A 17,107-nucleotide genomic window follows, 5' to 3' on the forward strand; every position below is an offset into this window, starting at 1 on the left:
CCAACAACCAAAAACCAACAACCGCCAACAAAAACCTTAAGGTGGTTATTGCGGCGGGGCTCACCTCTTCCCATCCCGAACAGAGAAGTTAAGCCCGCCTGCGCAGATGGTACTGCAGTTATGTGGGAGAGTATGTCGTCGCCTTTTTTTAGAAAGCCTGTCTAAATCTAGACAGGCTTTTTTGTTTACAAGCGGTTCGGCGCAGTTACTGCGTTCGTGTCGTCGCCTTTCTTTAGTGAGCCTTGTCTTTTCAGACAAGGCTCTTTTTTTATATTGGATCGACGTGTTCGCCCTTCGGGCTCGGTTCGTCGCCTTTAGCTTCGCTCAGTCGGGCATAGCCCTCAAGTCTTTTGAAAACCCTGTTTCTAACGAAACGGGGTTTTTTATTTTATATATTTTTTTAGAAAAAACAAGATAAGATTTAGCCCGAACAGAGTAGTTATGCCCGCTTGCGTCCCGACGCTTCGGGAGTACGGTAGTTATGTGGGAGTCCCGATTGCAATCGGTAGTCGTCGCCTCTGCCTGTCGGCAGACAGGTTTCTTTTGAAACTCCAACTTGTACAAGTTGGAGTTTTTTTGTTTATACCTGAAGCCCACTGGGCTTCCTCCTCTTAATCTCAAATCTATGGGATTTAAGAGTTCAACATTAAAAGATTTTTGTTACCAATATGCCATTTCTAAGGGATTTATCTATTGTAAACTAATCAAAGTAAAATAGACATTTATAAGACTATTAGCTCCGTTAGGAGTGTTATTTGGTAAATGTTTTGAACTACTAAACGCCTTTTCTAGCCCCGATAGTAGCAAGCTACCTTGTAGCGCGGATAGCGGGACAACTCGTGTTCAGGAAGTACAATAAGTGCTGCTAAAATTACTAAATAAAAGGTGTTATTTATAGATTCCGAAACGAGTTCGGAATGACAAATAAAAAGGATATTTTTTAACCGTGAACGGTTTCTTGTTTGCCGTATTTGGTAATAATAGAGGATTCGTAGGCTATCCATTCTTTCCAACGGGTATCTACGTTGATGTTTTCTTGGTATTGTTTGGCAAAGTTTAAAAACGTGGTGTAATGTCCTGCTTCAGAAATCATAAGGTCTCTATAAAATTGCGCTAATTCAGGGTCTTGAATGTTTTCGGATAGGACTTTGAAGCGTTCGCAACTTCGAGCTTCAATCATGGCTGCAAAAAGGAGTCGTTCGACCAAAGCATCATTTCGGCTGCCGTCTTTTTTAGCAAATTTGACTAGATCGTTCACATAATTGTCTTTTCTTTCTCTGCCTAATACCAAACCTTTTTCTTTAATGATATTGTGTACCATTTGGAAATGTTCCATTTCTTCTAAAGCAATTCGCGTCATTTCGGTAACCAATTCTTCTTTTTCTGAATTGTTGACGATGATGTAAATTGCATTGGAGGCTGCTTTTTGCTCGCACCACGCATGGTCGGTTAAGATTTCTTCAATATTGGATTCCACGATATTGACCCATCTGGGATCGGTAGCTAATTTAAGTCCTAACATGAGTTTTTATTTAGAGTTACAAAATTACTTTTTTATGTTTAATTTTTTAAGATAAATGATTTGATTTTAGTTTAATTGCTATTATTTTGTATTTTGCTATTACGTAAATATGGATACCAATAAACGACTTTTAATTATCGGTTTTGTTTGGCCTGAGCCTAATTCTTCTGCCGCTGGTGGAAGAATGATGCGGTTAATCTCTTTGTTCAAGAAACAGGGTTTTGCTATTACTTTTGCAAGTCCCGCTCAGGATAGTGATTTTATGGTTTCTCTTGCCGATTTTGGTGTTGATAAGGCAGCAATAGAGTTGAATGAATCTAGTTTTGATTTGTTTTTGAAGGAATTGCAGCCTAGTGTGGTTTTATTTGATCGTTTTATGATCGAAGAGCAATTTGGGTGGCGTGTTGCGGAACATTGTCCTGATGCCGTTCGGATTTTAGATACTGAAGATTTGCATTGTTTGCGTTTGGCGCGCCAAAATTCTTTTAAAGCGAATCGGGAATTTGAAGTTTTGGATTTACTACAAGAAGAAGTGGCCAAAAGAGAAATTGCTAGTATTTTGCGTTCAGATGTATCTTTGATGGTTTCTGAATATGAAATGGAGGTATTGCAGTCTGTTTTTAAAATAGATCAATCGCTTTTGTTTTATTTGCCTTTAATGGTTGATTCGGTTGATTGGAATATTTTGTCATTTGAACAAAGGCAACGTTTTGTATTTATAGGTAATTTTCTTCATGAACCCAATTGGAATGCCGTTCAGTATTTGAAAGAAACGATTTGGCCTTTGATTAGAAAACAACTTCCTACAACAGTGTTGGAAATTTATGGGGCCTATCCTTCGCAGAAAGTTTTTCAATTGCATAATGAGAAGGAAGGATTTATAATAAAAGGCAGAGCTGAAAATGCTAAAGAGGTCATTTCAAATGCTCGGGTATTGTTGGCACCACTTCGTTTTGGTGCTGGAATTAAAGGCAAATTATTGGAGGCAATGGAATATGGAACTCCATCGGTTACTTCTTCTATTGGTGCTGAGTCGATGCGTGGTGCTTTAGATTGGAATGGTAGCATCGAAGATAATCCGCAACAATTTGCAGATGCATCAATTCAATTGTATCAAGATGAAATCGTTTGGAAACAAAGTCAGCAAAATGGATTTGAAATCATTAAGCAACGCTATTTGAAAGAGCTGTTTGAAGATGAATTTAAGAATACAATAGCTGAATTACAAATGAATTTAAAGATGCACAGGCAAAATAATTTCTTGGGTCAAATGTTGTCCCACCATACAATGCAGAGTACCAAATATATGTCGCGTTGGATTGAAGAAAAAAATAAGAAATAAAAAATCCCGTCAAGTAAACAAGACGGGATTCTATAGTTTATGAAAACGAGTAATTATGCAAGCATTGTTACTGGGTTTTCGATGAATTGTTTTAATGTTTGTAAAAACTGTGCTCCTGTTGCACCATCAATGGTACGGTGGTCACAAGCTAAAGAAAGCATCATAGTGTTACCTACTACAATTTGTCCATTTTTAACTACTGGTTTCTCTACAATAGCTCCTACAGAAAGGATAGCAGAGTTAGGTTGGTTAATGATAGAATTGAATTCAGTGATACCAAACATTCCAAGGTTAGAAACTGTAAATGTACTTCCTTCCATTTCGTTAGGAAGTAATTTTTTGGTTTTAGCTCTTCCAGCTAAATCTCTTACGCTTGCACCAATTTGAGATAAACTCATAGCATCTGTAAATCGCAGTACAGGAACTACTAATCCGTCTTCAACAGCTACAGCTACACCAATATTTACGTGGTGATTGATGATAATAGCATCTTCTCTCCATTGTGAATTGATGATTGGGTGTTTTTTCAAGGCAGTCGCACAAGCTTTAATTACCATATCATTAAATGAAACTTTGGTGTCAGGAACGCTATTAATAGCTGCTCTTGATTTCATTGCTTCGTCCATTGAAACTTCAATAGATAAGTTATAGTGAGGTGCTGTGAATAAAGATTCAGCTAAACGTTTCGCAATGATTTTACGCATTTGCGAATTTTTAATTTCTTCTGTGAAAACTTCTCCAGCAGGAACGAATACTTTTGGAGCTGCTGCTTTAGCTGTTTCTTGTGGTTGTGCTGCAGCGGCTGTAGTGCTGCTTGTAGATGGTGTAAAGTTTTCGATATCGCTTTTTACGATACGTCCGTTTTCTCCAGAACCTTTTACTTGTGATAATTGGATTCCTTTCTCGTTAGCAATTTTCTTTGCCAATGGTGAAGCCAAAATACGTTGTCCGTCAGCAGCTGCTTCTTGAGTAATCGGAGCTGCTTTTTCAGCAGGAGCTGCTTTAGTTTCTTCTTTTGCAGTAGCAGTGTTTGAACCACCCACTTTGAAGTTATCAGCTACGCCACTAATATCTGTTCCCGCTGGTCCTATGATCGCTAATAAACTATCAACTGGTGCCGTGCTTCCTTCTTGAATTCCAATATATAATAAAGTTCCAGCATTGAATGACTCAAACTCCATTGTCGCTTTGTCTGTTTCGATTTCAGCAAGAATATCTCCTTCTGCAACTGTATCACCTACTTTTTTCAACCAAGTAGCTACGGTTCCTTCAGTCATCGTATCACTTAAACGAGGCATTGTTACAACAATTACTCCTTCTGGAAGTGCTGCTGGGGTAGCGGCAGGTGATTCTTGTTTGGTTTCAGTTGCTACAGGAGTTTCAGCTACAGGAGCTGCTGCAGTACCCCCAGCTAATAAAGCCGAGATGTCTTCTCCTTCATTTCCTATAATTGCCAATAATGAATCTACGGGTGCAGTTTCTCCTGCTTGAATACCAATATGTAAAAGTGTTCCTTCATTGAAAGATTCAAATTCCATAGTAGCTTTATCTGTTTCGATTTCAGCTAAGATATCTCCTTCGCTTACTTTATCACCGACTTTTTTAAGCCAAGTAGCCACCGTTCCTTCTGTCATTGTATCGCTCAAACGAGGCATTGTTACTATTGTAGCCATAACTGATTATAATTTATGAGGTAAAAATGGATAGTCTTCTTGTTCGTATACTACGTCGTATAACTGTTGGATTTCTGGATAAGGAGATTCCTCGGCAAATTTTGCACATTCTTCTACCAAATCTTTCACTCTTTGTTCGATTACTTCAATTTCATCGTCAGTAGCATATTTTTGGTCTTTAATTACATCTAATACTTGTGTAATTGGGTCAATTTTTTTGTATTCTTCTACTTCTTCTTTAGAACGGTATAATTGTGCATCAGACATAGAGTGTCCTCTGTATCGGTACGTTTTCATTTCAAGGAAGGTAGGTCCATCTCCACGACGTGCTCTTTCGATAGCTTCGGTCATCGCTTCAGCTACTTTTACTGGATTCATTCCGTCAACAGGTCCGCAAGGCATTTCATACCCCAAACCTAATTTCCAGATATCAGTATGGTTAGCTGTTCTTTCAACAGATGTTCCCATGGCATAACCGTTGTTCTCAACGATAAATACAACAGGTAATTTCCATAACATGGCCATATTAAATGCTTCGTGTAAAGAACCTTGACGAGCCGCACCATCACCAAAGTAAGTCATTGTAACTCCTCCAGTATTAAAATATTTGTCTGCAAATGCCAAACCAGCTCCTACAGGAATTTGGCCACCAACAATTCCATGACCTCCGTAAAAACGATGTTCTTTTGAGAAAATGTGCATTGAGCCCCCCATCCCTTTTGAAGTACCGGTTGCTTTTCCTAAAAGTTCTGCCATTACACGTCTAGGGTCTTCTCCCATGCCAATTGGTTGAACGTGGTTTCGGTAGGCTGTAATCATTTTGTCCTTGGTCAAATCCATGGCGTGTAGAGCCCCTGCAAGTACTGCTTCTTGACCATTGTATAAGTGAAGAAAGCCTCTCACTTTTTGTTGGATGTATAATGCTGCAAGTTTGTCTTCAAACTTTCTCCAAAGCAGCATGTCTTCATACCACTTTAAATAAACTTCTTTTGTAACTTCTTTCATTTGAATAATGTTGTGTTATCAATTGTATCGAATAACGCAAAATAGTTTCCTCACACAAATTTGCGAAGTGCAAAAATAAGACATTCCAACTTAGCACTAAAATTAATATGCTATTTTTTGAATTTTTTACAAGAACTTTTTGTCAAAAAGGAGAGGAAGTAAGTTTTTGAGAGAATCGGACTTGTAGATGGAGCCTATTTCCCCCATAAAATAGATTTCAATTGGAGTGTTTTGTTTAATTTCATATTCTGCAATAGTTTGTCTGCATGAGCCACAAGGCGGTATTGGTGCGCTAGTAGTTGTGGTGCTTGAAGCTGCAGAGATGGCCATTTTTAAAATTTTTGCTTCGGGAAAAACGGCCCCTGCATGAAAAATAGCGACTCTCTCTGCGCATAGTCCAGAAGGGTAGGCTGCGTTTTCTTGATTGGAACCGAGTATAATTTTTTCATTATCCAATAAAAGTGCAACTCCAACTTTAAAATTCGAATAAGGAGCGTAGGCTGTTTTGCGAATAGCAATGGCTTCTTGCATCAAATTCTGAATGTCTATTGGAAGTTCTTGAATGGATTCAAAAACATCAAAATTGGTAGTTATGGTTATTTTATTCATAATTTTTTTGGAAAAAAAATCCAAATTTCAATTGAAATTTGGATTTAGCAAGTGTAAGTTATAATAAATTAATTTAGTCCGTAATTGTCGCCAAAGTTAAACGTTAACGAGAAACGAAGGGTGTTTTCTAGTGGATTTCGTACTTTTGATGATGAAAACAAATACGATACGTCAATTTTTGCGGTTGTATATTTAAATCCAGCTCCTAGTGAGAAAAATTGTCTTGCGCCTTTAAGAGGATTTTCGTGAAAATACCCCATACGTATTGCAAAAGATTCTTTAAATAAATATTCTGTTCCTAAAGCATAGGTAATTTCTTTTAATTCTTCACTAAATCCATTAGGGGCGTCACCAAAAGATTTGAAAATTCCCGATACCCATCCTGTTTTACGATAATTGTTATAGTTTTGAGTGTATTCCTCGGGAGTTATTGTTCCGTCTCCATTGCTATCCGGATTTTGAGGGGTAGGGACTAGTAATTTATTTAATTCAAGATGCACTAAAAGTTTGTTGTCTTCGTCAAAAATAAAATCGAAACTAGTTCCAATTTTTAAATTAGCTGGCAAAAAATTAGTGTTAAATTCGTCATTATCGTAACTAATTTTTGGTCCTAGATTTTGAATGTTAAAACCAGCTCTCCAAATACCGTTAAAATGGGAGTATGCTTTTTCTTCAGATTGATAGTATCCTGCAACATCTACCGCAAATGTGTTTGCTGCAGAGGCGTCAGTATTATCTGTTGCGACTTTGAGATTGGAACGGATGTATCTTCCACTTACAGCCATTGAAAAGGCATTGCTTAATTTTAGAGAGTAAGAACCGTCAAGACTTAATTCGTTTGGTGAAACAATTCTTGGTTGGTCATTTGCGTCATTTCGTAATTCAATATTTCCTAATCCAAAATACCTTAAGCTTCCAGCCCAAGTGCTTCGGTCATTTATTTTATTAAAATAGGTAAGTTGACCTAAAGAAATATCATTAACTAAATCTGTTAAATAAGGTGTATAACTTATAGAAAATCCTTTTTCGTTATTGATAAAAGCATATTTTGCCGGATTCCATTGTTGAGAAAAAGCATCTGCAGAAGTAGCAACGCCAGCATCTGCCATTCCAGCCGCTCTAGCATCTGCGGATACCAATAAAAAAGGTACACCAGTAGTAATAACTCTTTCTTGAGCATTTACTGTAGAAAATAAAAATAGAAATGATAGAATCAGGATTGTTTTTTTCATTTTCAAAAAATGTAATTATGGAACAAATGTAATGTTTTTTTATTTTGATTAATTCAGAATGAAAAGTATATTTAATAGTTTATTTTGGCTTTATCTGTATTAGTTTGCTAGTTTAGTAATTCAGATATACTTTTTATATAACTGTTATTTTGTAGTATTATTGTATATATAAATCCAAATATAAAATCATTTCTAATTTTAATTTAAGATTATAATGACTGTTTTGGGAGTAAAAATCTAAATCTTTAGTGTATTTTTAATAATAAAAATTATAAATTTGCGTTTTTATCGCTGTTAGGGAGATTACCCAAAGCAATTTAAAAAGAATGTAAAAGAAAAATTAGTATAGTTAATTATTTGATAATAAAAAAATTACCATACAATTATCCATAAATAAGTATGAAAATAAACAAAATTAATGTCTTGCAATTAGTTGCTTCTATGCTATTAATCATAGGTGTTTCAAGTTGTAGTAAAAAATCTTCAAGCACAGGGAAAGGTTCGTCAAGAGCAACAGGTTGGAATGTAAACAATAAAAAAGGAGGATTTAAAAAAGCAGGAGAACAAGAGGCAGGCCCAGGTTTGGTTTTTGTTGAGGGAGGAACGTTTACAATGGGAAAAGTTCAAGACGATGTAATGCATGATTGGAACAATACACCGAATCAACAGCATGTTCAATCTTTTTATATGGATGAGACTGAAGTTACCAATTTTATGTATTTGGAATATTTGCAATGGTTGAAAAATGTATTTCCTCCAACAGAAGAAAATTATAAGCATATTTATGAAGGAGCTTTGCCAGATACATTAGTATGGAGAAACAGGTTAGGGTATAGTGAGACTATGACTAATAATTATTTAAGACATCCAGCATACGCTAGTTATCCTGTTGTTGGTGTAAATTGGATTCAGGCAAATGAATTTAGCAAATGGAGAACAGATCGAGTTAATGAAGCCTTGTTAGAAAAAAACGGGTATTTAAAAAAGAATGCAAAAACTGAAGATGTAACTGCCGAAAGTTCATTTAGTACAGAAACCTATTTTAATTCACCAACAGCTACTTATGGAGGAGACGATAAGATTGTGTTAAAAGGGAAAAAAGGTTCGGCAAAAGCTACTACAACTAAAGGAGGTAAAACGATTCAGCCTAAAAATCTTTATGTACAAAGATCGTCAGGATTGTTGCTTCCAGAATATCGATTGCCAACAGAAGCGGAGTGGGAATACGCCGCAGCAGCTGATGTAGGGCAAAGAGAATATAATGTGTATAAAGGCCAGAAAAAATATCCTTGGTCTGGTCAGTATACTCGTTCAGGCAAACGTCAGACAAAAGGAGATCAATTAGCAAACTTTAAACAGGGTAATGGAGATTATGGTGGTATAGCAGGTTGGTCTGATGATGGAGCTGATATTACTAATGAAGTTAAAAAGTATCCAGCTAATGATTTTGGATTATACGATATGGCAGGAAATGTTGCTGAATGGGTTGCCGATGTTTATCGTCCTATTGTTGATAATGAATTTAATGATTTCAATTACTTTAGAGGAAATCAATATACTAAAAATAAAATAGGAAAAGATGGTAAAGCAGAGATCATTACTAAAGAAACTATGAAGTATGATACTTTAAGTAATGGAAAGGTAATAGCACGAACTTTTCCAGGTCAGTTAGTACAAGTTCCAGTTGACGAAAATGAAACTTATTTAAGACAAAATTTTGATAGAAGTAACAATCTTAATTTTAGAGATGGAGATCAGCAATCAAGTAAAGAATATAAATTTGCATCTTCTGAATCTACAAAGGAACCTAAAACGATGTACAATTCTCCTAAGCATAATGTGACAGTTGATAGTTTAGGAAAAATGGTTAGAAAGTACGATAGATCGAATAAAAGAACAACACTTATCAATGATAATGTAAGAGTGTATAAAGGGGGTTCTTGGAGAGATAGAGCTTATTGGTTGGATCCAGCTCAAAGAAGATATTTTCCTCAGGATATGGCTACTGATTATATCGGTTTTAGATGTGCTATGTCTAGAGTAGGTTCTAAATCACAAAATAAGAAAAGACCTAGAAATTAGTTTTTATAAATTTATAATATAAAGCCCTTTTTTAGGGCTTTTTGTTTTTTAAAATTTCACAATTATGAATATTGCTAAGATTCATGCTTTATTTTTAAAATGCAAATCGATTTCAATTGATACCCGTAAAATTCAACCAAATTCTTTTTTTGTTGCTATTAAAGGAGACAATTTTGATGCGAACACTTTTGCTAACGAAGCTTTAGAAAAGGGCGCTTCGTATGTTGTAATCGATAATGCAGATTATTACATAGATGAAAGAACTGTTTTGGTAAAGGATAGTCTTCAAACTCTTCAGGCATTAGCGCAATACCATAGGAATTATTTGAAATTACCAATTATTGCTCTTACAGGTAGTAACGGAAAAACAACTACTAAAGAATTAATTCATGCTGTCTTGTCTACGAAATATAGAACTAAAGCTACTGTTGGGAACTTGAATAATCATATTGGAGTTCCGCTGACCTTACTTTCCTTTACTTCAGAAACAGAAATCGGAATAGTTGAAATGGGAGCAAATCATAAAAAAGAAATCGAATTTTTGTGTGAATTGGCTCAGCCTGATTATGGTTATATAACTAATTTTGGGAAAGCACATTTAGAAGGATTTGGAGGTGTTTTAGGGGTTGTAGAGGGCAAAAGTGAAATGTATGACTACCTTGGCAAATTTGCAAAATTAGCTTTTGTTAATTTAGAGGATTCTGTTCAAGTAGAAAAAACAAAGTCATTGAAGCACTATACTTTTGGTATTAATAAATCAAACGCTAATGTAGTTATACTTGATGTAAAGGCAGACCCATTTGTTTGTATAGACTATGCAGGATTGAGTTTAAAAACCCATTTGATAGGATTGTATAATGCAAACAATATTAATGCAGCAATAGCAATTGGTAATTATTTTGAAGTTTCTAAAGAAGATATTAAAAAAGCTTTAGAAGGGTATATTCCTGAAAATAACCGATCACAATTAATCACAAAAGGAACCAATCAAATTATATTAGATGCTTATAACGCTAATCCAAGTAGTATGGCGGTGGCAATTGAGAATTTTAAACAATTAGACAATGCAAACAAAATTGCAATTTTAGGCGATATGTTTGAATTAGGAGGAGAGAGTTTAAAAGAGCATGCTGCAGTTGTAGCTTCTTTAGCTAATCAAAAATCGATTGTTTGTCATTTTGTTGGCGCTGATTTTTTTGCCAATAGTTTGAAGAATGAAAATTTTCATTTTCATCCAAGTTTTAATGATTTATCGGCCTATTTGAAAACCGAAAAAATAGAGAACAGTACCCTACTTATAAAAGGATCAAGAGGAATGGCTTTAGAGCGAACTTTAGAAATTATTTAATTAAATAAGGTGTTTACATTTTAAAATTCTAAATACTCATAAGATAACCAATTAAGTTTTCTTTTTTTGTAAGATCAAGTTTTTTTCGTAAGCGATACCTTGCTAATTCTACTCCGCCAATTGAAATATTCATAATTTCAGCAATTTCTTTAGTAGACATATTCATTAACAAATAAGTGGACAGGTCTAATTCTCTTGGAGATATTGTTGGGTGTTTTTCTTTTAATCTTTTCAAGAAATCAAAATGGACATTTTTAATATGTTTTTCTAGGTCTTTCCAGCTTTTGTCGGAGTTTACCTCTTTAAGAATGCTTTTACGTAGTTTCTCGAATTGAAATTTGCTCTCTTCGTCAAAAGAATTAGTATTGATGTCTTTCAATTTATGTATGATACCATTAAGTATTTTATTCTTTTTTACAACTTGGAGTGAATTAGTAACTAATTCTTTGTCTTTAGCTAATATTTTTATTTGAAGTTTGTCGTTTTTTAGTTTTTCAATTTCTTTTTCTAGTTTGTATTGTTCTTTGCGTATTCTTGCTTCTTTCTCTAAATATAGTCTGCGTTGTTCAATTGTTTCGTAATATTTGTTTTTGCGAATTTTAATTTTAACTCGATCACGAATAATACGAATTATAGCTCCAATTAATAGTAGATAGAAAATATAAGCAAAAAAGTGTCTGTACCAAGGAGGAGAAATTGTAAAAGATAGGGTAGCTTCTTTTGAAACTATTCCGAAACCATTTTTGGTTTTTACCCTCATGGTATATTCACCTTCTCTAAGATTGGTATATTCTTTGATAGTCCCTTGATTCCAATCGCTCCAATATTCATCAAAGCCTTCAAGTTTGAAAGAATATTTTATGTTTTCAATGTTTTCATAAGTTGGTGTCGAAAATCGAAATTTTACATAGTTTGATTTATAGGGTATTGTTATATCAAAATCATCTTTATTATTTACTATTGTGTATGTTCCGCTTGGACTCGAAAAATTGCGGATAAAGACTTTAGGTAACTGATTAAAATCATTTGATAGTTTTGAATCATAATGTGCTAAACCATCTGTAAGTCCTATAAATATGTTGTTTGGGTTTAGTGTGTTAATAGATAGATTATTGTACACTAAGTCTTCGGTAAGATTAAGAAAAGGAGCAATTCTATTACTGTAAGAATGATTAGATTTTTTTAATAAAACCCCAAGCGATTCGTTAGTTACATACCAAATATTGCCGTATCGATCTTCTTGAATTGTATTTGTTTGTGGAATTTTTCTGAAAACATTGGTTATTTTGTTATCTTTTTGAAAGGTTTTGTCGGTATAGGAGTACGTGTAAAAATGATTGTCTTTTTGGAAATAAACAATATTGTTTATTCTTTGAATACTTGTAATTCCATTATCTGTACTTGAGAGTCTTTTGAATGTCTTTATAGAATTAAATTTATGCGCACTAGAGTCCAAACTCATCAAGTAAATAAGTTCATCTTTTTTTACCCAAATAGAGTTATTGGTATCAATTTCAAATTCTCCAACAGATTTATTAAAGCCATCAATATGTTTTATAAATTTCCATTCGTTATTCTTTTTTTCAAATAAAGAGAACCCTTTGTAATTAGAACCGATGATACTATTAGGTAGATTAGGGATTTTTTTAAAACTCCAATACCCAACATTATCTAATGTTTTTGTCGTTTTATCCGGGTTAATAATTATAGCACCCCTGTTATGTGCACAAAACAATTCATTATCAATAATTTGAACATTCCATGTTTGACCTGTAGTCCCTTTGATTAGTTCAAAATTATCTTCTTTAAATGGGGAATTCCAAGAATGATAAAACACTCCCTGATTTGTAGCAACAAATAGATTTTCTTTATGAACCGCTGTGGCATAAACAGTACTTAGGTTGTAGCTAAAACCAAAAAATGTAAAAGGAGAATTTTCATTTATAAATGCAATGCCATTGTCAAGACCTAACCATAAGTTATTTTTATGGTCTATGAACGAGGCCAATACAGTATTGTTTTGCAATCCTTTTTTGCGATTGATATGTTGAATAATTTTTCCTTGAGGATTGCAAATAATAATTCCGTTTAAAACAGAATTAAGTGCGATGTAACTATTTTTCATTTTATATCCACCTAAGCCACTATTCTTTTTTATGAAATCATTGGCTTCAGTGTTCCATTGAACTAATTTTTGGTTTTCATAAATAAAAAGACCTTTGTCTAAAGTGGTAATGAGTAATTTTGTTTTTGATAAATTAAAAATACCCCATACTTCGGTATTATTTAATTCTGTTGTGTTTTTTAAGGGAGTGATTTTTCCTTTCTTATACACCATAAGACCATTTGTAATGTCTTGAAAATAAAGCGTATTGTCTGATAAGAATGAAAATTGAAATCGTGATGGAGGTGTTAGTAATCGTAATGTTTGTTTATTGTAGATATATGCTTTTTCAAATGATTGAAAGATTATTTCATTATTGTATAAGTGTATTTTCCAGATTATATCAATTGAATTTACCTGTTTTTTCTTCAAAAATCTGGACAATGAAAAATAAACTAATTTCCCATTTTTATTTGGTTTGAAATATCCAAATTCATTGTATCCTCCAACATAAATTTTTCCTGAAGAATCCGTCTTTACTGAACGAATAACAGATTTGTTAGGTAGTGTATATTTAGTCCAAACGGTTCCGTCATATTGAAAGAGCCCCTCATTATTTGCAAAATATAAATTATCGTCTTTGTCTTGATCAATATTCCAATTTTGTGTTCCTCCTTTATAATCAGATCTGATATAATTGCGTATTTCAGGTAGCCCAATATTTTTTACTTGTCCCAACACTAGCATAGTGTTAGAGAAAATAAAAAATAAGTAAATACAAATTTGTTTTGATTTAGAATACATAACCTATTTCTTAAGCTTGTTCATGCTAATTTATTGTGAAATTATAGATTGTAGTGGTTTTTTTAATTTTTATTTTTTGATTATAACATTTTTTATTTTTTATTAAATTGATAATCAAAATATTAATAAAATTATGATGTGTTTTTGTAGTAACTAAAAATACGTTTTGATGTGTTTTTGTAAGGAATAAAAAAAATAAAAAATAAATTAATAGTTATAGTATTGCTTCAAATTACTAATTAATTAACCAAAATTTTAGAAAAATGAAATTAACGAAATTATTTATTTTTTGTTTTTTGTCATTCTTTTTCTCTATTTATGGACAAGCCCAAGATCTTGTTGTTAAAGGAAAAATTTATGACGAGAATGGTATTTCTGTTCCAGGAGCAACCGTTCTTATTAAAGGAACTAATAAAGCAACTACTTCAGATTTTGATGGTGTTTTTGAAATTAGAGCATCAAAAAATTCCGTATTGGTAATTAGTTTTATTGGATATACGACGGTTCAAGAATCTGTCAATGGGAGAGCCTCAGTTACTATTAGATTGAGATCTCAATCTCAGGATTTAAATGAAGTTGTAGTGGTTGGTTATGGAACTCAAAAGAAAAGTGTTGTTACAGGAGCTATATCTAGTGTAAAAGCAAAAGATTTAGAAAAAGTGCCTAATGGTAGAATTGAACAAACTTTACAAGGTAGAGTTTCTGGTGTTACCATTGCCGCTCAATCGGGTCAACCTGGGGCTGCTTCAACAGTTAGGGTAAGAGGATTAACCACTTTTGATACTTATGGGGGTAATAATCCTTTATGGGTAGTTGATGGTGTTATTGTGGATACAGGAGGAATTGGTTTTGTTAACCAATCTGACATTGAGTCAATTGAAGTACTGAAAGATGCAGCATCTCTAGCCATCTATGGAGCACGCGCTGCTTCTGGGGTAATTTTAGTAACTACTAAAAAAGGGAAGTCAGGTAAAATTAGTGTCAATTATACAGGTTTTATGGGAGTTTCTGCTCCTGAAAAAACTTTAAAGTTGTTAAATGCTACACAATACGGGGCATTGATGAATGAAAAATCAGTTGCGGCAGGTGGACCAGTATTGTTTTCTAATTTATCAGCTTTAGGTAAAGGAACGGATTGGCAAAAAGAGATATTTAGTAATGATGCTATGAGAACTAATCACGAGGTTAGTTTTAGTGGAGGTAATGATGTTTCTACTTTTTTTGCTTCATTTGGAGTTCAAGATCAAGAAGGAATTGTGTCTAAACCAATTTCTAATTTCAATAAAAAAACTATTCGTCTAAACTCTACACACAATTTATCTAAGAAGATTCAAATTGGTCAAACTTTGGGTTACACGCATCAAAAGGGTGTAGGTCTAGGAAATACAAATAGTGAATTTGGTGGGCCATTAAGTTCAGCATTAAATTTAGACCCAATTACTCCAGTGGTTATTACAGATCCTATAGTGGCTAATTCTTCCATATATACAAGTAATCCTGTATTTAGAGATGCTAGTGGGAATCCATATGGAATATCGTCTTTAGTGGGCCAAGAAATGTCTAATCCAGTGGCTTATGTAAATACAAGATTAGGAAATTACAATTGGTCTGATGATTTCATTGGAAATGTTTTTGCAGAAATAAAACCTATTGATAATTTAAAAATTAAATCTTCAATGGGGGGTAAAATAGCTTATTGGGGAGATGAATCATTTACTCCGAAGTATTTCTTAAGTCCTACAGTATTAGCTTCTCAGAATAGTTTGGCAAGAGCTACCAATCAAACATTTGCTTGGAATATTGAAAATACAGCTTCTTATACCAAAAACATTGGTTCTCATGATTTTACTGTATTGTTGGGGCAAGGGGTTTATGTAGATAATAATACTAGAGGATCTTATGTGGCTCATACTAATCTGCCAGTTAACGATTATAGAGAAGCTTCTTTTAATTTTCCTTTGCCAACAGCGCAACGTGTAGGTGCCTCTTATACAACACAAGAGCATCGAGTAACTTCTTTATTTTCTCGTTTGAATTATTCGTATAACGAGAAGTATTTGTTTACAGGAATTGTAAGACGAGATGGATCTACTAATTTTGGTCCTAATAATAAATATGGATTTTTCCCTTCTTTTTCAGCAGGTTGGGTGGTGTCAAGAGAAGGATTTTGGAAAGAGAATAAGATTGTTAACTCATTAAAAATTAGAGGAGGATACGGAGTTACAGGGAATGATGCAATTGCTCCTAATGGATTCTTAGCTTTAATTGATGGAGGTCGTAACTATACTTTTGGTAGCGCTGGTTCAACTATATCGCCTGGAAATAGTCCAAGCGCGCCTTCAAATCCTGATTTGAAATGGGAAGAGACTTCTCAATTGAATATTGGTTTTGATGCAAAATTATTCACAGATTTTACTCTTGCGGTTGAGTATTATGACAAGAAAACAACAGGTATTTTACAATATGTTGACTTGCCAGGTTATGTTGGAGCTACCGGAAGCCCATTAGGGAATGTTGCTGACATGCAAAACAAAGGGGTTGAAGTAGAATTGGGTTACCGTAAGAAATTAGGAGATTTTAATTTTTCAGCTAATGGAAATGTATCGTATCTTAAAAATGAGGTGACTTATTTAGGTCAAGGCAAAGAGTTTATAACTAGTGGAGTTGCAGGATTCCAATCAATGGGTGAAATAACCAGAACTCAGGTAGGACAACCCTATAATTCTTTTTATGGTTTTAAAACAGCAGGAATTTTTCAAACACAAGATGAAATCAACGCATATAAAAATGGCTCAGGTACTTTGATTCAACCTAACGCTCGTCCGGGTGATTTCCGCTGGACAGACACTAATGGAGATGGTACAATAACTAATGATGACAAACAATTTTTAGGAAGTCCGTTGCCTAAATTTACTTTTGGACTGACTTTGAATTTAGATTACAAAGGATTTGATTTAATGGCATTTGCACAAGGAGCTACTGGAAATAAAATTTTTCAAGGAATCAGACGTCTAGACATCTTGAATTCAAATTATCAAACAGAAGCTTTGTCTCGTTGGACAGGACCTGGAACTTCAAATACTTATCCTAGATTAACCAACAATGATACAAATGGTAATTTTGGTAATTCATCTGATTTCTATTTAGAAAAAGGAGATTATGTAAGACTTAAAGTGGTACAATTAGGGTATGCTTTACCAACAAGTTTAGTGAACAGATTTGGAGCACAAAAAGTGCGTTTTTACATAACAGGAGAAAATATACTAACCTTAACAAAATATACAGGTTTCGATCCTGAAATTGGAGGGAATATTTTTGGAGTTGATAGAGGGTATTACCCACAAGCACGTACATTTATGTTTGGAGCACAAGTTCAGTTTTAATAC

General features: G+C 33.9%; 10 protein-coding genes and 1 rRNA gene. 5 read left to right on the forward strand and 6 right to left on the reverse strand.

The window, feature by feature from the left end; translation table 11 throughout:
- Positions 1-37: 37 nt before the first annotated feature.
- Positions 38-147: ribosomal RNA gene (gene rrf, locus MG292_RS05105) — 5S ribosomal RNA — on the forward strand.
- A 793-nt stretch (positions 148-940) separates the two neighbouring features.
- On the opposite strand, the gene MG292_RS05110 is transcribed toward rrf, so the two are convergent.
- Entirely contained in the window at positions 941-1,522 is a 582-nt protein-coding gene (locus tag MG292_RS05110) for a MiaE family protein (RefSeq protein ID WP_264533787.1), read from the reverse strand.
- A gap of 109 nt (positions 1,523-1,631) precedes the next feature.
- Between MG292_RS05110 and MG292_RS05115 the strand changes: the two genes are divergently transcribed.
- A complete protein-coding gene (locus MG292_RS05115) occupies positions 1,632-2,864 on the forward strand; it encodes a glycosyltransferase (protein ID WP_264533786.1) in 1,233 nt (410 codons plus the stop codon).
- Positions 2,865-2,917: 53 nt separating this feature from the next.
- On the opposite strand, the gene MG292_RS05120 is transcribed toward MG292_RS05115, so the two are convergent.
- The 4 genes from MG292_RS05120 to porV all read right to left on the reverse strand — a co-directional run bounded on the left by MG292_RS05120 (position 2,918) and on the right by porV (position 7,383).
- The gene (locus tag MG292_RS05120) at positions 2,918-4,537 is read right to left on the reverse strand and encodes a pyruvate dehydrogenase complex dihydrolipoamide acetyltransferase (RefSeq protein ID WP_264533785.1); all 1,620 of its coding nucleotides are present in this window, start codon (positions 4,535-4,537) and stop codon (positions 2,918-2,920) included.
- Between the two features lie 6 nt (positions 4,538-4,543).
- Positions 4,544-5,542 (reverse strand): pyruvate dehydrogenase (acetyl-transferring) E1 component subunit alpha, encoded by a 999-nt coding sequence (pdhA, locus tag MG292_RS05125; protein ID WP_264533784.1) that lies wholly within the window; start codon positions 5,540-5,542, stop codon positions 4,544-4,546.
- A gap of 126 nt (positions 5,543-5,668) precedes the next feature.
- A complete protein-coding gene (locus MG292_RS05130; RefSeq protein ID WP_264533783.1) occupies positions 5,669-6,151 on the reverse strand; it encodes a cytidine deaminase in 483 nt (160 codons plus the stop codon).
- A gap of 68 nt (positions 6,152-6,219) precedes the next feature.
- Positions 6,220-7,383: a type IX secretion system outer membrane channel protein PorV gene (porV, locus tag MG292_RS05135; protein ID WP_264533782.1), complete on the reverse strand. Its 1,164-nt coding sequence runs from the start codon at positions 7,381-7,383 to the stop codon at positions 6,220-6,222.
- Between the two features lie 399 nt (positions 7,384-7,782).
- Here porV and gldJ point away from each other — a divergent pair, with 399 nt between their 5' ends.
- Entirely contained in the window at positions 7,783-9,465 is a 1,683-nt protein-coding gene (gene gldJ, locus MG292_RS05140) for a gliding motility lipoprotein GldJ (protein WP_264533781.1), read from the forward strand.
- A gap of 64 nt (positions 9,466-9,529) precedes the next feature.
- A complete protein-coding gene (locus tag MG292_RS05145; RefSeq protein WP_264533780.1) occupies positions 9,530-10,813 on the forward strand; it encodes a UDP-N-acetylmuramoyl-tripeptide--D-alanyl-D-alanine ligase in 1,284 nt (427 codons plus the stop codon).
- A gap of 28 nt (positions 10,814-10,841) precedes the next feature.
- Here the strand turns inward: MG292_RS05145 and MG292_RS05150 are convergent, their stop codons facing one another.
- Positions 10,842-13,664: a helix-turn-helix and ligand-binding sensor domain-containing protein gene (locus tag MG292_RS05150; RefSeq protein WP_264533779.1), complete on the reverse strand. Its 2,823-nt coding sequence runs from the start codon at positions 13,662-13,664 to the stop codon at positions 10,842-10,844.
- Between the two features lie 320 nt (positions 13,665-13,984).
- Here MG292_RS05150 and MG292_RS05155 point away from each other — a divergent pair, with 320 nt between their 5' ends.
- Entirely contained in the window at positions 13,985-17,104 is a 3,120-nt protein-coding gene (locus tag MG292_RS05155; protein WP_264533778.1) for a SusC/RagA family TonB-linked outer membrane protein, read from the forward strand.
- Positions 17,105-17,107: the final 3 nt, after the last annotated feature.

This window comes from Flavobacterium keumense (assembly GCF_029866485.1).
In the GTDB taxonomy this organism is placed as follows: Bacteria; Bacteroidota; Bacteroidia; order Flavobacteriales; family Flavobacteriaceae; genus Flavobacterium; species Flavobacterium keumense.

Excerpts from the sequence above, each read along its gene's own strand:
- MG292_RS05110 (WP_264533787.1), bottom strand. The coding sequence starts at position 1,522 with ATGTTAGGACTTAAATTAGCTACCGATCCCAGATGGGTCAATATCGTG.
- MG292_RS05115 (WP_264533786.1), top strand. The coding sequence starts at position 1,632 with ATGGATACCAATAAACGACTTTTAATTATCGGTTTTGTTTGGCCTGAG.
- MG292_RS05120 (WP_264533785.1), bottom strand. The coding sequence starts at position 4,537 with ATGGCTACAATAGTAACAATGCCTCGTTTGAGCGATACAATGACAGAA.
- pdhA (WP_264533784.1), bottom strand. The coding sequence starts at position 5,542 with ATGAAAGAAGTTACAAAAGAAGTTTATTTAAAGTGGTATGAAGACATG.
- MG292_RS05130 (WP_264533783.1), bottom strand. The coding sequence starts at position 6,151 with ATGAATAAAATAACCATAACTACCAATTTTGATGTTTTTGAATCCATT.
- porV (WP_264533782.1), bottom strand. The coding sequence starts at position 7,383 with ATGAAAAAAACAATCCTGATTCTATCATTTCTATTTTTATTTTCTACA.
- gldJ (WP_264533781.1), top strand. The coding sequence starts at position 7,783 with ATGAAAATAAACAAAATTAATGTCTTGCAATTAGTTGCTTCTATGCTA.
- MG292_RS05145 (WP_264533780.1), top strand. The coding sequence starts at position 9,530 with ATGAATATTGCTAAGATTCATGCTTTATTTTTAAAATGCAAATCGATT.
- MG292_RS05150 (WP_264533779.1), bottom strand. The coding sequence starts at position 13,664 with ATGCTAGTGTTGGGACAAGTAAAAAATATTGGGCTACCTGAAATACGC.
- MG292_RS05155 (WP_264533778.1), top strand. The coding sequence starts at position 13,985 with ATGAAATTAACGAAATTATTTATTTTTTGTTTTTTGTCATTCTTTTTC.